Annotated in this window: 11 protein-coding genes; 7 read left to right on the top strand and 4 right to left on the bottom strand. The window is 39.7% G+C overall.

Annotation, left to right across the window (positions count from 1 at the left end; all coding sequences use genetic code 11):
- Nucleotides 1–126: 126 nt before the first annotated feature.
- The gene (locus FZF08_RS14600; RefSeq protein ID WP_159469972.1) at nt 127–732 is read right to left on the bottom strand and encodes an RNA polymerase sigma factor; all 606 of its coding nucleotides are present in this window, start codon (nt 730–732) and stop codon (nt 127–129) included.
- Nucleotides 733–1,033: 301 nt separating this feature from the next.
- On the opposite strand from FZF08_RS14600, the gene FZF08_RS14595 reads away from it, so the two are divergent.
- The gene (locus FZF08_RS14595) at nt 1,034–2,092 is read left to right on the top strand and encodes a tyrosine-protein phosphatase (protein ID WP_200837088.1); all 1,059 of its coding nucleotides are present in this window, start codon (nt 1,034–1,036) and stop codon (nt 2,090–2,092) included.
- An 18-nt stretch (nt 2,093–2,110) separates the two neighbouring features.
- Here FZF08_RS14595 and FZF08_RS14590 read toward each other — a convergent pair whose 3' ends face one another.
- On the bottom strand, nt 2,111–3,247 hold the full coding sequence (locus FZF08_RS14590) for a BamA/TamA family outer membrane protein (protein ID WP_229216535.1): 1,137 nt from the start codon (nt 3,245–3,247) through the stop codon (nt 2,111–2,113).
- 153 nt (nt 3,248–3,400) lie between these two features.
- On the bottom strand, nt 3,401–4,057 hold the full coding sequence (locus FZF08_RS14585; protein ID WP_159469970.1) for an RNA polymerase sigma factor: 657 nt from the start codon (nt 4,055–4,057) through the stop codon (nt 3,401–3,403).
- Nucleotides 4,058–4,398: 341 nt separating this feature from the next.
- Between FZF08_RS14585 and FZF08_RS14580 the strand changes: the two genes are divergently transcribed.
- On the top strand, nt 4,399–5,172 hold the full coding sequence (locus tag FZF08_RS14580; protein WP_159469968.1) for a tryptophan-rich sensory protein: 774 nt from the start codon (nt 4,399–4,401) through the stop codon (nt 5,170–5,172).
- 83 nt (nt 5,173–5,255) lie between these two features.
- Here the strand turns inward: FZF08_RS14580 and FZF08_RS14575 are convergent, their stop codons facing one another.
- Nucleotides 5,256–6,758 carry a porin family protein gene (locus FZF08_RS14575; protein ID WP_159469966.1) on the bottom strand — a complete coding sequence of 501 codons (1,503 nt, stop codon included), beginning with the start codon at nt 6,756–6,758 and terminating at the stop codon, nt 5,256–5,258.
- A gap of 560 nt (nt 6,759–7,318) precedes the next feature.
- On the opposite strand from FZF08_RS14575, the gene FZF08_RS14570 reads away from it, so the two are divergent.
- The 5 genes from FZF08_RS14570 (at nt 7,319) to FZF08_RS14550 (ending at nt 15,681) form a co-directional block, all read left to right on the top strand.
- Nucleotides 7,319–9,031: a sodium:solute symporter gene (locus tag FZF08_RS14570; protein WP_159469964.1), complete on the top strand. Its 1,713-nt coding sequence runs from the start codon at nt 7,319–7,321 to the stop codon at nt 9,029–9,031.
- 169 nt (nt 9,032–9,200) lie between these two features.
- A complete protein-coding gene (locus FZF08_RS14565; RefSeq protein WP_159469962.1) occupies nt 9,201–9,854 on the top strand; it encodes a TetR/AcrR family transcriptional regulator in 654 nt (217 codons plus the stop codon).
- Nucleotides 9,855–9,926: 72 nt separating this feature from the next.
- Nucleotides 9,927–11,294 (top strand): TolC family protein, encoded by a 1,368-nt coding sequence (locus tag FZF08_RS14560; protein ID WP_159469960.1) that lies wholly within the window; start codon nt 9,927–9,929, stop codon nt 11,292–11,294.
- Nucleotides 11,295–11,316: 22 nt separating this feature from the next.
- Nucleotides 11,317–12,459, top strand: a complete 1,143-nt coding sequence (locus tag FZF08_RS14555; RefSeq protein ID WP_159469958.1) for an efflux RND transporter periplasmic adaptor subunit — start codon at nt 11,317–11,319, stop codon at nt 12,457–12,459.
- A 66-nt stretch (nt 12,460–12,525) separates the two neighbouring features.
- Nucleotides 12,526–15,681 (top strand): efflux RND transporter permease subunit, encoded by a 3,156-nt coding sequence (locus tag FZF08_RS14550; RefSeq protein ID WP_159469956.1) that lies wholly within the window; start codon nt 12,526–12,528, stop codon nt 15,679–15,681.
- Nucleotides 15,682–15,823: the final 142 nt, after the last annotated feature.

Genomic DNA, 15,823 nt, shown 5'->3' with positions numbered 1-15,823 from the left:
AACAGAGCAATAAAATATTGCACATTACCCCAAAGACAGGAGATAATTTTATAAATTTATCAATATAGTTCTTAAATTATTATTAAAACCCAGATTAGTACCAAAAACACGATTTTCGGCTTTGATTTACACATTATAATCTGAACAGAAGATCATACTGAGAATCACAACCAGATCGATATTTGGATTGATCTGTTGTTGTAAAGATTTCATGGCTTTTTGCAGCGTGTTGTGAACGGACTGAAGAGAAATTCCCATCATCTCCGAAATTTCGGGATGGGAAAAATTATGGAAATATCGGAGATTAATAACTTCCTGCTGACGCGTTGGCAAATTTGAAACGGCATGTTGAATGCTGCGAACCAAAGTTCCGGATTCTTCTTCATTTACAATGAGATGTTCAACAGACTCGACATGAACAATATGCTTTTGATTCTCGTCGTCAAGCTGCTCGATATTCCCGGAAGCATTAATGCAGCGGACAATCTTTCGCCTTAAAATCGTAAAAAGGTAATATTTAACAGAATCCGGATCGGTCAGATTTTCCTTTGATTTCCATAAATCGACAAAAAGATCCTGGATCACATCTTCAACAAGTTCATTGTCGGGTGTGATTTTTAAACCATATTTATACAAAACGGTGACATATCGGCGGTACAGAAGTGAAAAAGCAGTCTGCTGACCATCTTTAAACGATTTCCATAACTCAATATCTTCAATGCCGTTTTTCAATTTCAATTCTATTATTTAGCGACCCATGGAAACAATTCCAGCTATTCCAATATAGAATATCCTCTTTTATATAAAGAACCGAATTTAATTTTAAATAAAGACTAAAATTCCAAATTAAATATATAATTTATTCATATAATCCAATTAATAAAACTATAAATCTGTATATGACAATCGATCAGTTGGTTGCGGATAAAATCCTAGTTAAGCCATCTTATGTATCCCACTGACTACCTAATTAGCATAATGGAATTATTTCAGACGAAAAAGACTTCATTTTATAATCAACTGCTGTTTCCGAATGAAGAATCTGTTTCTCTTATTTTATTTTGTACTGCTGTTTTCATCTTGCAGTGTCAAACTCCCAAAGTCCTATTGTGAAAAAACGCTTAAAGAGGAGAATTATCTGGAAAATTACAAAAACAACTATACCCTGCATTTTGATAAAAATAAAGTTTCGGATATCAGTCTTCAAAATACAAATGAAATATTCAAATGGAACAAGTTCGATGATCCAGTTTCGCTAAATAATTTCAACACAAGACCTTACTTCAATTTAATTTCTAAAAAGGATACAGTAACAATTTCCAACCGACACATTTATTTTAAAAATGTGATCAATTTCAGAGATATCGGTGGAATAAAAACGCTGGAAGGAAAGACGATTCGATGGGGTAAAATATTCCGTTCTGATAATCTGGCAGGGTTGAAAAAAAGCGAGTTTCCTAAATTCAACGATTTGCATATTCAGACCGTTTATGATCTGAGAACGACAAATGAAATTAAAGGAAAAGAAGACCACCTTCCTGAAAATGTCAACTATGTTCACTTTTCTACTGTGAAAGATAATGGTGATTTATTGGCTCAACTAAAAAGCAAAGTAATCAATGGTGAAATTTCCGAGGAAAAATCAATCGAATTGACGCTTGAATTGTATAGAGGATGCGTATCGGAAAATCTGCTTACGGTACGTAATCTTCTTCAAAAAGTCCTGGCTTCGGATGAGCCGGTTTTATACCACTGCTCCGCCGGAAAAGATCGCACGGGCATGACAACCGCATTAATTCTTTCCATTCTAAAAGTGGACAGACAAACCATTATGGATGAATATCTTCTTTCAAATTATTACCGGAAAGATAAGATCCAAAACATGCTGGGAAAGGTTAAACTGGCAAAAGTGGTTAAGCGTCATATCAATACAAAAGTGATCGAAAACTTTATGAAAGTAGACGAACGTTATCTAAACGCAACTTTTGAGGTGATCGATAAGAAGTATGGCGGCATGGAAAGGTTCATCAAAAATGAATTACAAATTGATGATAAGAAAAGAAATGAACTGATAAGAAAATTGACGTACTAACCGATTTCTTGTTCTACATTAAAACGCTTCTCCTGTAAAAAGATAAAATCCGGGTCCTTCTTTTGTAAAACCCACATCCAATCTCAGGAAAATATCCTTCTTTGGAAATAATAAATATCTCAGCCCCACTCCTCCCGAAGGCCGGATATGTTTCCAGCTGAATTCGCTTACCTGCGGCGCAACCACCGCCGCGGCAGCGAAAACCGTTCCTCCTATCCGCTTGCTGAATTTGAAAGGAAGCCAGCGATGTTCGGTTTGGAATGCCAACATATTTTTGTCACGGTAACGTCCTGTATAAAAACCGCGCATGATCATCTCACCGCCCATCAAAGCCAGTTGATTGAATGGAATATTGCCCGTCATAAAATTGCCATACAACTGCCAGGCCAGCACATTCCTGTCATTTGTTTTGTGCGATGAACGCACGTCCAGATTAAATCCGTAGAAATTATAATCACTGGCGAGTCGCTGGTTATATTTCAAAAAGGAAATTTCACCAAAAAATCCTTTTCTTACATTAAGCACATTATGTCGGTTGTCAAAAACAAGTGCCGCACCCAAACCAAGATTTGTAGTTCCATGACTTCCCAAAGGCGGTTCGTAGACGTCGTGACCATCAGGCTGGTTAAATTTAGTATTGTACAATTGCTGGTAATCTACCTCAGGTCCAAGAAAAAGATTAGGGATTAATTTTCTTAAAACACGCTGTTTTAGCAGAATATAATTTGCATCAATCAATGCCGGTTCTTTACCGTTTGTCTCTGGCCCTATGCCATAATACAAAAGAGGAAACCGTTGAAAACGTGTTCTTCCTAAAATAAACCATTTGTCCTTATCTCCATAAATGGCGTTATCAAGCCAGATTCCATACTGCGCTTCAAGTGTTACAAAAGTGAAAGCTTGCACTTCACTCAATCTATTCAGAGAATCCTGCTTGGCCTGAAATAAAAAAAGCGATGAAAACCCGAATTCAAAACTCGTTTCAGGCGCATAAGCAAGTGTGGGATAAATCCGAAAACTTGACTTTCCGGGCGAGGTTGTATCTGAAACGGATTTTTGTATAAAGCGTTTTATAAATCCAGGTTTCTTCTGCGCACAGATTTCTTCAACCGGAATACATGTAAATAAAAACAGGCAAATGTATCTGAGCTTCAAGAGATAATTTTTTAGTTTGAGTAGTTTTTACTCTTACTAAAAAAATTAAGCCATACAGTTGTCTGAACAAATCCATACTGGAAAAGCGAAATAAAAACAATACATGTATTACAATAAGCCAGAATGCTTTTGAGCAAAAACCACTTTACGACATCAGCCAGCCGCCTGAATCACTTCTGAATACCTGTCCTGAGAAATCCTGGAAGACCAGTCAACCGGGAAAAGATGCGGATAATTTTGTTTGATCAGTTGCTGTAATTGTACACGGGCCCGCACATAATGTGATCTTACCGTCGCTTCGTTCATTTCCATAAGATCTGCAATTTCCCTATGATTGTAGCCGTCAACCACATACAAAAGAAATACGTTTTTATATTTCGGTTTGATCTTTTGAATCAACAGTAGGATTTCTTCCGCTGTTATCTGGCTGACAATATCTTCCTCAAATCCCAGATAAGGCGCATCTTCATAGGAAGCGCGTTTTTCATTATGCTTTTTGTGCTTTCGGTAATAACTGATCGCAGTATTGATCATGATCGTCCTGATCCAGACCTTAAAAGGATAGGTTGAATCGTACTCCTTCAAATGCGTAAAAACCTTTAAAAAGCCTTCGTTTAAAACTTCATCCACTTCCTCGGAACACGAAGTGTAACGCAAACAAATACTTTTGGCATAACCAAAATACTGCTTGTACAAAAGCCGTTGCGCCTGATTGTTTTGCGCAATGCAGCCAGCAAGTATGGATTCAAAATTTTGATCGTCGCTTGTTGTGCTGCTTTTATAATTATTTTTTAAATTGATAATATTCATTGTTCACAAATTTATGACCACGACTGCATTGTCTTTGCGTAAAAAATCTAATCATAAAGAGGTTTATAGTTTTTCCTGAGCATTAAGTATTGAATTGCTATCATACAAAGGGAATCATAAGCCATTGCAAAAGAAAGCCTCTCTGACCAATAGAAAGAAAAACCGGATAAAGAGCCAGATTTTGCCTTTGAATTACTGATCATTACAGATGATCTTTGTGTTCGGTGCAGTTTTAGTGCTGAAAAAGAAGCTTATTTTGGCTTGATGCCGATTTATACGTACAATTACTAAATCGATATTTCCATACATCTTGCTCCACCTTTAATCCTATGAATTAACTTATGAAAAAGACCTTACAACTATCGAATATTATTGCGCTGATCATTACCATCATAATGAATTACCTTTCAAATACAGGTATTTTTAATCAAAGTACAATGGCCAGCGTTTCTGCCAAATACCAGAATTTATTTACACCGGCGGGATACGCATTTTCAATCTGGGGCCTTATTTATATTGGTTTGATCGCCTTTGCTATTTACCAGAGCCAGGGACTTTTTAACTCCAAAGAAACGCCGGACGTTGTTGGGAAAATCGGTTGGATGTTTGTGCTTTCCTGTGTAGCGAATTGCTTGTGGATTCTTGCCTGGCTTTATGATTACACCGGCGCTTCGGTTATCATCATGACGGCACTTCTGCTTTCACTTTGCAGCATTGTAGTGCGTACCCGCATGGAATTTGATCTGATCACTTTTAAACGTGTAGCATTGGAATGGTGGCCGTTTGCCATGTATTTCGGCTGGATCACCGTTGCCATTATTGCCAATGTTGCTGCTTATCTTACTAAAATCCAATGGGACGGTTTTGGCATTTCTGCTGTTAACTGGACAATCATTATGATCCTGGCAGCGATGTTTATCAATTTATTTGTAACCTGGAACAGGAATCTGAGAGAATCTGCTTCGGTTGGAATCTGGGCTCTGATTGCTGTGGCTGTTGCCAATTGGGAATTAAATAAAACGGTTGCTTACAGCGCTATCATCGCTTCAGTTATTATTTTTATTAGCTGTGGAGCACATAGTTTCAAGAATAAGGGAAAGGCTTTTATTATTTAAAATTGATTTTTTAAATAATAAAACACCCTGAAAATAATTTATACAAATATTTTCAGGGTGTTTTTTAGCAATTTAACTTAATGTTAAAGCTTCAATCCAATGGTAGCGCGGAAGACATTATTTTTATTATTAGTGTCTTTAAACACAGTGCTCATTCCCCATTCATGCGAAAGATCTAACGTGATGAGACCAAATTCCAATCCCAACCCTGCGTTTAAACCGTAGGAGAAATCTTCAATATTATCTCTGTCAAATTGTTTTATGTCACTTTTATCCACAGCAAGTACATAAGTTCCGGTCGCTCCTGCTTTAACATTCATTTTGAAAAATCCTTTATTTGCTTTGGTAAGATAAAGTCCAACCAGCAAAGGAACTTTAAGTGAGTGCAATCTTGGCCCTGAAAGTAAAGGGGCATTGGATAAACTATCCTCAGTACTAATGCGCATCGAAGAGCTGAAATAATGTACTCCCGGCTGGATGAAAAATCTTTTTTCATGAATTCTGAAATCCAGACCTGCATTCCAGCCAATACGGCCATCCGCTTTGCCATCGTTGAAATCAGCTTTAAAACTTGACGCATGGACACCAACAACAGGTATAACCCATAATCCGGAATTTCTAGGTGTTCTTTCTCCGAAACGTTCCTTAAAAGTTAATTTGCTATCCTTAGATTGGACAGGCTGTGACTCGTTAGTGAAATTCTGCTCACGATTTTCAGAAAAGCGACGCTGATCTCCCCGGCTACTATTATCTGCATGTCGTTGTCTTTTCCATGCTTTGTAGTCTTCGTAATCTTCTCTCTCTCTTGCACTCATTTGCGTCATTTCAGGATTTTGACCAGGCGTTGCCGCTTTTGGTCGTTCATAATCTGACGGGATAATTATATTGTTGATAATAATAGAAGGCTGCCCCGACTGCTGCGGATAATTTTTATAAGTCGCCTCTACAACTTTCTGAGCAATTCCCTGCGCATTTTGTACTGAGCGAAGCGAATCCACATTGATATTTTGTGTGATTACCTGCGGCTGCGCCATTCGTGTGTTTTCCATTTTAGCCGCAGGTGCAGTATTTTGCACAGTACTATTTACAGCAGGTTGCATAGGGGCACTTTGCATCGCAGTTAACGGTTGGGAAGTTGTATTTGCAACAGAAGATTGCATACCCAGTTTTGCCTCGTCTTCTGCGATTTTGCTTTGCAGGGAAGCAATATCCTTCGTCAATTTTTGCTGATCGTCAGCTGCATTTCTTGCTTTTTTTGCGCTTCTCTCTGCCTGGCGCGCAGATTTACTTGCGTCACTTGCCAATTTTTTATTTTGAGGATCTTTCCCTAATCTTGCTGCCAAAGCTTTATTACTGTCTGCTGCTTTTTGCGCATCCCCAGCCGTTTTTTCCACTTCCTTATTTTTCTCAGCCAGATCATTTTGGCTTTTAGCCAACTCCGTCTTATTCTCGTTTATGCTTTTATTAATTTCAATGTTTTTCTTCTCATCCTTCAAAGATTGAAGAGAATCTTTATTCACTTCCTGTGCCTGAGCGCCGATGGACAGGCAAAATATCGCTATAGGTATAATAAATAGATTTTTCATTTTAAGTTATTTGATTTACTATTGAGACCAAACAACCATACCTAAGTAACTAATTGAAACAAGATTGGTTAAACTGTGAATATATCAAGAACTATCACACCTTTTTTTTAAAAAACGGGCATAAAAAGACTTGATGAACTCGTTAAACCCTGTTTTTGCAAGAATTGAGGCATAATAAGTACAGATGACGAGGAAAAACAACGGTTCTCTTTTTAATGACCAACCTTTTCTACAACAAAAGATTATCTACAATTTAAAGGGATAATGGACGAAACTTGTGATTTCAGCCTTATTACTTCAAATTGTTAACAAATCATAATAGACCTGCTGATTAGGAGTTATATGCTAAAACAAACCAAAAACCGTTCTATTTTTGCAAAACGGTAAAAACTGCTGTTAAACAAACCCTGAACCTTTATAATGGATAAAAAAGAAAGCACCGATACGGACCGCGATGGTTTGCCTCCATTTGTGAATTCGTGGCCGCAGCTATATAAACTACTGATTGCCACACTGGTAGTGCTTATTGCTCTTTTTTATCTTTTTATGACCCACTTCGAATGAGCTACCTTGACTGGATTGTACTTTCTTTAACACTTACGTTTATTGTTGCCTACGGTATTTACAAAAGCCGTGAAAATAATAGTATCGACTCTTACCTTCTTGCCAATAAATCACTTCCCTGGTATCACGTAACTTTGTCACTGATGGCTACTCAGGCGAGTGCCATCACATTTCTTTCGGCTCCCGGGCAGGCGTATACAGATGGTATGCGGTTTGTGCAATTCTATTTCGGGTTGCCGCTGGCGATGGTTGTGCTCTGTATTACGTTTGTTCCCAAGTTTGGCAAACTCAAAATATTTACTGCCTACGAATTTCTGGAAGGTCGTTTTGATCTCAGAACCCGTACCCTTACTTCTTTTCTTTTCCTTTTACAAAGAGGACTTTCAACTGGACTTTCCATATATGCTCCGTCTTTAATTTTGTCTTCCATTCTTGGCTGGGATATTACGCTGACCAATATTATTTCAGGTGGCATTGTGATGCTTTATACCGTTTCGGGTGGTGCACAGGCAGTTTCACATACGCATTTGCAACAAATGGGCATCGTCACGGTCGGCATGGTCATCGCTGGTTTTATGGTTGTAAAACTTTTGCCTGATACTGTTTCTTTTTCCGATGCACTGCATGTTGCCGGGAAAATGGGAAAAACCAATCTGATCGATTTCAGTTTTGATTTGAACAACCGTTACAATGTCTGGTCGGGGCTTATCGGTGGTTTCTTTTTACAGCTCTCCTATTTTGGAACAGATCAATCACAAGTGGGGCGTTATCTTACAGGAAGCTCAGAAGGCCAAAGTAAACTCGGCCTTGCCATGAACGGACTTTTAAAAATACCAATGCAGTTTTTAATCCTTTTGGTAGGCGTACTGGTTTTTGCATTTTATCAATTTACTAATCCGCCGTTATTTTTCAATCAGGTGGAAGTTGATAAGATCAAAAAGACGGAATTTGCACAGGATTATAAAGTTCTCGAAGATCAGCATGCGCTTATTCAAAAAGAAAAAAGACCGCACGTGCTGGCTCTGACAAGTGCACTGAATAAGGAAGACGAAGCAGCTGTTGATAAAGCCCGCACGATTCTGGCCGCTGATGAAAACAAAGTAAAAGAAGTTCGTGGAAAAGCACAGACGCTTTTATCCAAAGCCAACGGTGGAGAAGTGAATGATGTCAATTACATCTTTCTTCGTTTTGTGATTGATTATCTGCCTGTCGGAATGCTCGGACTTTTAATTGCGGTGATCCTTCTGGCATCGATGGGTTCCGTTGCCGCGGCCTACAATTCATTGGCCTCATGTACAGTTATGGACATTTACAAACGAATTTATCATAAGGACGATGAAAATATTGATTATGTGAAAGCTTCCCGCTGGGCAACTTTCTTTTGGGGGATCTTCTGTATTTTTGTGGCTCAATATGCAAGTCGTCTGGGAAGCATGATCGAAGCAGTCAATGTTTTAGGATCTTTGTTTTACGGTGTGATTTTAGGAATTTTCCTTGTTGCCTTTTACTTTAAAAGTATCGGTGGCCGCGCTGTTTTTTACGCCTCCATCCTGGGGGAAGTTTTTGTTGTACTCAGTTATTGGAAAGATCTTACCGCATTTTTATGGCTTAATCTAATCGGTTGTGTGCTTGTTATTAGTTTCGCCTTCATTATAGAGAAAATATGGCCTCAATCAGACATTAATCCAGGTCAGGAAACTGCTTTATAAAAGTAATTCATGATTATTTCTTCCTGAATTTGTCTTATCCAAATATAAATTTCTATTTATCAAATAAGTGTTTGATTTTTTCAAACAAACGTTTGATTTAGTTTTTTATTCCTATACCTTTGAGCTGTTACCTGGCATTTATCTACTTTAAAGTGCAGGTAGACCCAAGATGAAATACAATCCAAAACAGTTAAAAATTATTGAGGTAGCTGAAAAGCTATTTTCTGAAAAGGGGTTCTCAGGTACTTCTATCCGGGACATTTCTCAGGAAGCCGAAGTAAATGTGTCGATGATCTCCTATTATTTCGGCTCTAAGGAAAAACTCATTGAGGCGCTCTTTTCCCTCCGGTCTCAGGAGTTTAGATCAAAACTCGACAACCTTTTAAAAGACCTGGATCTGTCGCCGGTACAGAAAGTAAACCTGATGATTGATTGGGTCCTTAACCGTTTGATAGAAAAACATTGCTTTCACAACATTGTTTTAAGAGAGCAGCTGGCGGGTGATTCCCTGACTCCGATAATCTCTGACCTGTTGGATGAAATGAAGGGCAACAACCTTGCTGCAATGAAAAAAATCATTCAGGAAGGACAGCTAACCGGTGAATTTAGAAGCGATGTGGATGTATGGGTGTTATCAACTACACTGTTTGGCACCATTAACCAGGCAGTCAGTACACAGCGTTTTTACCGGAAAATCCATGGCCTTCAGAACGCTACGCAGGAGGAATTGGAAAATCATCTTAGGCAAAATTTAAGTGTTCACCTCAAAAAAATATTTCGCTTCACACTTGTTCAGGAATTAAAGCACACAATTGACGGTTAGAGCTAAATTAGACTAACCCCTGCATTTATTTAACACCATTTTTATCATTATCCAATTAACGTTCTCCTTTTCATGAATTGTTATTATAACGCTAAAACAATAAGGCTTTTAGCACTTAGTATTACACTTTTGCTACTTTCGCCCCTTTTTGCAGCTGCCCAGTTTAAGGTCACCACTGCAACCGAGGGTACTGAGCAAGGTACGGTTACTAGCGGAACACTGGAAGAAATAATCCAGTATGCTATGAAAAACCAGCCATTGATCCGCCAATCTGTTATTGATGAGCGCATTACCGAAAACACAGTTAAAACAAAACTTGCAGACTGGTATCCGCAGATCAATTTCAATTACAGTTTGCAGCACAATTTTTTAATTCAGACGAGTATTATTGGTGGAAACCCTGTAAAACTTGGTGTGAATAATACGTCCGCTGCACAATTCACGCTCTCGCAGGCGATTTTCAACCGTGATGTGCTGCTTGCCAAAAGAACACGCGGGGATGTGCAGCTACAGGCGAGCCAGACTACGACGGCAAATAAAGTTGATCTTGCCGTAAATGTTTCCAAAGCGTTTTATGATGTGCTGGCAACTTCGCAGCAGATCTATGTTTCCCAGGAAGATATTGTCCGCCTGGAAAGGAGCTTGCAAGATGCCCAAAATCAGTACAAGTCGGGTGTGACAGATAAGATTGACTACAAAAGAGCGATGATTTCTCTTAACAATACCAAAGCTTCCAAGAAAAGCAACGAGGATGTTTTGAAGGGAAAATTGGAATATCTTAAAGCATTGATGGGTTATCCGGTTGAGAAAGAATTGAAAATCAGTTATGACTCTTTACAAATGGAAAGAGAAATGCTGATTGATACCATTCAGGGGCCGGATGTGAATTCCAGAATTGAATTCCAGCTCTTAACTACGCAGAAAAGACTTCAGGAGTCTAATCTTAGTTACAACAAAATGAGTTTCCTTCCAACCATTGCGGCGAACGGTGCTTATAACTTAAACTATCAGAACAATAAGTTTGGCGATCTTTATATCAATAACTATCCTCAATCTTTTGCTGCGGTGACTTTGGCGTTACCTCTTTTTCAAGGTGGAAAAAGAAAGTACAATATCAATTCCGCAGAGTGGCAGTTAAAGAGAACCAATCTTGATATAACAAACCTGAAAAACAATGTAAATTCTGAATATGCCAGTGCGCTTGGTTATTACAAGGGAAGCCTTGCAACGCTGCTGGCCCAGAAAGACAATGTTGATCTGGCCAAAGAAGTTTATGATGTGATTCAGCTTCAATATAAGTCAGGTATTAAAACATACCTGGAAGTGATTACTTCGGAAACAGATCTTCGCCTGGCCAGAATAAATTATTACAATGCACTCTATCAGGTGTTAGCCAATAAGATCGACGTACAAAAAGCCCTTGGCCAGTTAAACTATTAATTATTGAAATCCCTTTGATACCATGTTTTTAAATTCATCAAAATATTATACAGCGGCGTTATCAGTTTTGGTAATGGCTTCCTGCGCAAAAAAGAACGACCAGCCAGCTATGCAAGGTCCGCCTGCGGTTAATGTAACACTGGAAGAAGTTAAAGCTACGGATGCAGTTTATCACGATCAATATCCTGCTAGCGTAACCGCTCTGAATGTAGTGGAGCTTCGTCCGCAGGTGACTGGCTTTATTAACGGAATTCATTTTAAGGACGGTGCGAGAGTAAGAAAAGGACAATTGCTTTACACAGTAGATGCGCAGCTTTATTCTGCCAACTACGATCAGGCAGTTGCCAGTTTGAACGTGCAAAAAGCAAATACGGTAAAGGCCCAAAAAGATGCGGACCGTTACCATGAGCTTGACAAAAATGATGCAGTTGCAAAACAACTGGTCGACAATGCAGATGCTGCACTTGAAGTAGCAAAAAAGCAGGAAGATGCAGCCAGAGCAAGCATTGCAGCAGCAAATACAAGCGTACGTTATACCAAAGTTTTCGCTCCGTTTGATGGCGTGATCGGTATTTCGCTTGTAAAAGTGGGTGCTGCCGTTAGCGCAGGACAAACCGTTTTAAATACAGTTTCAACCGACGGTCAGCTGGCAGTGGATTTCAATGTTGACCAGAAAGAAATCTACCGTTTCTCAAATCTTTTGAAAAATGGCGGATCTTCCGACTCGACTTTTACCATTGCTTTTGGAACACAGATCTATCCTTATCCAGGAAAACTTCTTTTGATTGACCGCGCAGTTGATCCTCAGACGGGTTCGATCAAAACTCGTTTATCTTTCCCAAATAAAGATAATATGCTTCGGGCCGGGATGACCGGAACGGTGAGAGTTTTGAATACCGCTTCCAAAGGAGCCGTACTTATTCCTTACAAAGCAGTTACTGAGCAGTTGGGTGAATTCTTTGTATATGTAGAAGCCGATTCAAGTAAAGTGAGTCAGCGTAAACTTACATTAGGCGAGCCAATCGGCACCAACATCATTGTAAAAGAAGGTCTTAAAGCAGGCGAAAAAATTGTTGTTGAAGGCGTTCAGAATCTACGTGAGGGAGCAAAAATTTCTACGGGAACACCGCCGGCAGCCGCATCAGCAGCTCCTGCAAAAAAATAAGATAGATAAACAGGACTTGATATTATTTATGTCAGCCTCCTTCTGACTTCCTTAAATACTAAAAAAATGATTGCAGATATTTTCATAAAAAGGCCTGTTACAGCGATTGTTGCTTCAATCGTACTTGTACTCGTGGGCCTTATTTCCTTAACCACACTGCCGGTTGCACAGTATCCGGATGTAACTCCGCCCACGGTTACGATTTCAGGTGTATTCACCGGGGCCGACGCCCAGACCGTAGAGCAGACAACTACGACGGCGATCGAAACACAGGTGAATGGTACGCCGGGTATGAGCTATATGTCGTCCAACAGTACAAGTAGTGGACAGAGTAGTATTAACGTTGTTTTTGATATTGGTACCGATGTCAATATTGCTGCACTTGACGTGCAAAACCGTGTAAGTGTGGCTGAGCCGGCACTTCCGGATGTAGTAAAAAGACTGGGTCTTACAGTACGTAAAAGACAACCGGCCATCATGGTTGCCGTTGCTTTGTATTCACCAAAAGGAACACACAGTGCACAGTTTATTGGTAACTATGCCAACATTTATCTGAAAGACAGAATTCAGCGTGTGAAAGGTGTGGGTGATATTGTTTCCCGTGCGGATGACTTCGGTATGCGTATCTGGCTTAATCCGGATAAGCTGGCAAATTTAAACATGACGCCTTCTGATATTATCGCCTCGCTGGCAGAAAACAACCTTCAGATTGCAGCAGGTACCGTAGGTTCAACACCTCAGCCAACTGCTCAAGCTTTTGAATATAGCGTACTGACAAATAGCCGTCTGAATACGGAACAGCAGTTTAATGATATTATCGTTCGCTCCTCCCCTTCGGAAGGAAGTGTTGTATATTTGAAAGATGTAGCACGCGTAGAACTTGGTAAATTTGATTATAATTCTAATGCTTTTGTAAATGGAAAACCAGCTGCTTTTGTTTTGATCTACCAGGCGCCGGGTGCCAACGCACTTGATACCTATGATGGCATTATGGCAGCACTGGCGGAAATGAAAAAAACGTTTCCAAAAGATATTGATTTTGTAATTCCTGTTGAAACAGCTTCCGTGGTTAGGGTTTCGATTGAAGAAGTTTTACATACATTTGCCGAAGCAATGATTCTGGTAGTACTTGTGGTATTCCTTTTCCTTCAGAACTGGCGGGCAACACTGATTCCTATCCTTGCAATTCCGGTATCTTTGATCGGAACATTTATATTCTTTATTCCTTTTGGGTTTACGATCAACACGCTGACACTTTTCGCCTTCGTACTTGCAATTGGTATTGTGGTGGATGATGCGATTGTGGTAGTGGAGGCCGTCCAGCATAACATTGACCATGGCAGGATGTCTCCCAAAGCAGCAACCAAGAAAGCGATGGATGAAATCTCCGGTCCAGTTATTGCCATTGCGCTTATTCTTGCGGCGGTATTCGTTCCGGTAAGTTTTGTACCCGGAATTGTAGGTCGTCTTTATCAGCAATTCGCGATTACCATTGCGGTTTCTGTACTTCTTTCTGCCTTTGTAGCCCTTTCATTAACACCAGCGCTTTGTGCGATGATGCTTAAACCAACAAAAGGTGCAAATGAGAAAAAGAACTGGCTTGAAAAATTCTTTGACAAATTCAACAAATGGTTTGACGGCGTTTCCCGCTCATATACCCGCGGTGTTTCCAAATGGATAAAAGGCACACCTTATGTGATTATCATGATGGTTTGTCTGATCGTTGGCCTTGTGTTTTTGTTCAAAAACAAACCATCCGGCTTTATCCCGGTTGAAGATGAAGGACGTCTTTTTGTAACTTATGAAATGCAGGAAGGTGCTTCTACGACCCGTAACATTGCGATGATCAAAGAAGTTATGAAACGTGTGCAGTCTATTCCGGAAATTAAAACGGTAGGTGGACTTGCAGGTCTTAACGTAATCAGCTTTTCAAATAAATCCAACGTTGGTACTATGTTCGTTACACTTCAGCCATGGGCTGATCGTAAAGGAGCCGAGCACCATGTCCAGGCTGTGATCAAACAAATACAACAAAAGACTGCCGATATTAAAGAAGCTCGTGTACTTGCAATTGCTCCTCCAGCGATTCCTGGTCTTGGCCAAACTTCCGGTTTTACGTTTGAACTTCAACAAACAACAAGTACGGATGATATCAAAAAGTTTGAAGCCGTTACCCAAAAATTCCTTGGCGCTGTAAATCAGCGTCCTGAAATCGGAATGGCCTATACATTCTTTAATGCCAAAACGCCGTCATATCAAATTGATGTAGACCGGGATAAGACTAAAAAGCTTGGTATTCAGGTGAATGATGTTTTCAATACACTATCTACACTTTTGGGTAGTACGTATGTAAATGACTTCAACCTTTACGGACGTAACTTCCGTGTAATGGTGCAGGCCGACAGTAGTTTCCGCTCAAATCTTGATCAGCTTAATAAGTTTTATGTGAGAAATTCACAGGGAAATATGATTCCGCTATCAGCACTTATCACCAGCAAAGTGGTAGAAAACCCTGCGCTTATTTCCCATTATAATATTTACCGGTCTGTTGAAATTAACGGAGTACCAAAACCAGGTTTCAGTTCCGGCCAGGCTATTCAGGCACTGAAAGAAGTAGCGGCGACACTCCCTGACGGTTACGGTTATGAATTCTCAGGTATGAGTTCGGAAGAAATAAAGGCGGGTGATGCCACGACAACGATTTTTGCAATCTCGATTGTCTTTGTATTCCTTTTCCTTGCCGCGCTTTATGAAAGCTGGTCAATTCCTTTCTCAGTACTTTTTGCAGTACCGATCGGAGCTTTGGGATCGATTATTACACTGACGTTGCTTCCAAACCTAACCAATAATATTTACGCACAGATCGGTTTAATTACGCTGATCGGACTTGCGGCCAAAAATGCGATTCTTATCGTGGAATTTGCCAAAGAGCGGGTTGATGGCGGAATGGAATTGGTGAAAGCAACATTGGAAGCGGTTCAGCTTCGTTTGCGACCGATTATTATGACATCACTCGCCTTTATTCTTGGGGTACTTCCTCTTGCATTTGCAAGTGGCGCAGCGGCTGAATCACGTAAAACCATTGGCTGGACCGTATTTGGAGGGATGCTTGCAGCAACTTCGCTGGCGATCTTTGTAGTTCCTGTTCTTTTTGTTGCGATTGAAAAAATTGCTTACAAACAAAAGAAAAAGAGAGAAGACCGTGAGTCAAGGTTGATATAAAAGTAAAATTTAACGAAACAAAACAGGCGCTGGTGCATTTGCATCCGCGCCTGTTTTGTTTCGAATGTAAATTACATCAGGTGAAATAAAATACATCTAATAATACTTTTTATCGTAAGTATTAGCAAAAAAAGCAGAGCTA

The sequence above is a fragment of the Dyadobacter sp. 3J3 genome (genome assembly GCF_009801115.1).
Lineage (GTDB): Bacteria > Bacteroidota > Bacteroidia > Cytophagales > Spirosomataceae > Dyadobacter.
The sequence above is the reverse complement of the archived record's forward strand: the minus strand, read 5'-3'. Positions and strand labels throughout refer to the sequence as shown.

Excerpts from the sequence above, each read along its gene's own strand:
- FZF08_RS14595 (WP_200837088.1), top strand. The coding sequence starts at position 1,034 with ATGAAGAATCTGTTTCTCTTATTTTATTTTGTACTGCTGTTTTCATCT.
- FZF08_RS14585 (WP_159469970.1), bottom strand. The coding sequence starts at position 4,057 with ATGAATATTATCAATTTAAAAAATAATTATAAAAGCAGCACAACAAGC.
- FZF08_RS14580 (WP_159469968.1), top strand. The coding sequence starts at position 4,399 with ATGAAAAAGACCTTACAACTATCGAATATTATTGCGCTGATCATTACC.
- FZF08_RS14575 (WP_159469966.1), bottom strand. The coding sequence starts at position 6,758 with ATGAAAAATCTATTTATTATACCTATAGCGATATTTTGCCTGTCCATC.
- FZF08_RS14570 (WP_159469964.1), top strand. The coding sequence starts at position 7,319 with ATGAGCTACCTTGACTGGATTGTACTTTCTTTAACACTTACGTTTATT.
- FZF08_RS14565 (WP_159469962.1), top strand. The coding sequence starts at position 9,201 with ATGAAATACAATCCAAAACAGTTAAAAATTATTGAGGTAGCTGAAAAG.
- FZF08_RS14560 (WP_159469960.1), top strand. The coding sequence starts at position 9,927 with ATGAATTGTTATTATAACGCTAAAACAATAAGGCTTTTAGCACTTAGT.
- FZF08_RS14555 (WP_159469958.1), top strand. The coding sequence starts at position 11,317 with ATGTTTTTAAATTCATCAAAATATTATACAGCGGCGTTATCAGTTTTG.
- FZF08_RS14550 (WP_159469956.1), top strand. The coding sequence starts at position 12,526 with ATGATTGCAGATATTTTCATAAAAAGGCCTGTTACAGCGATTGTTGCT.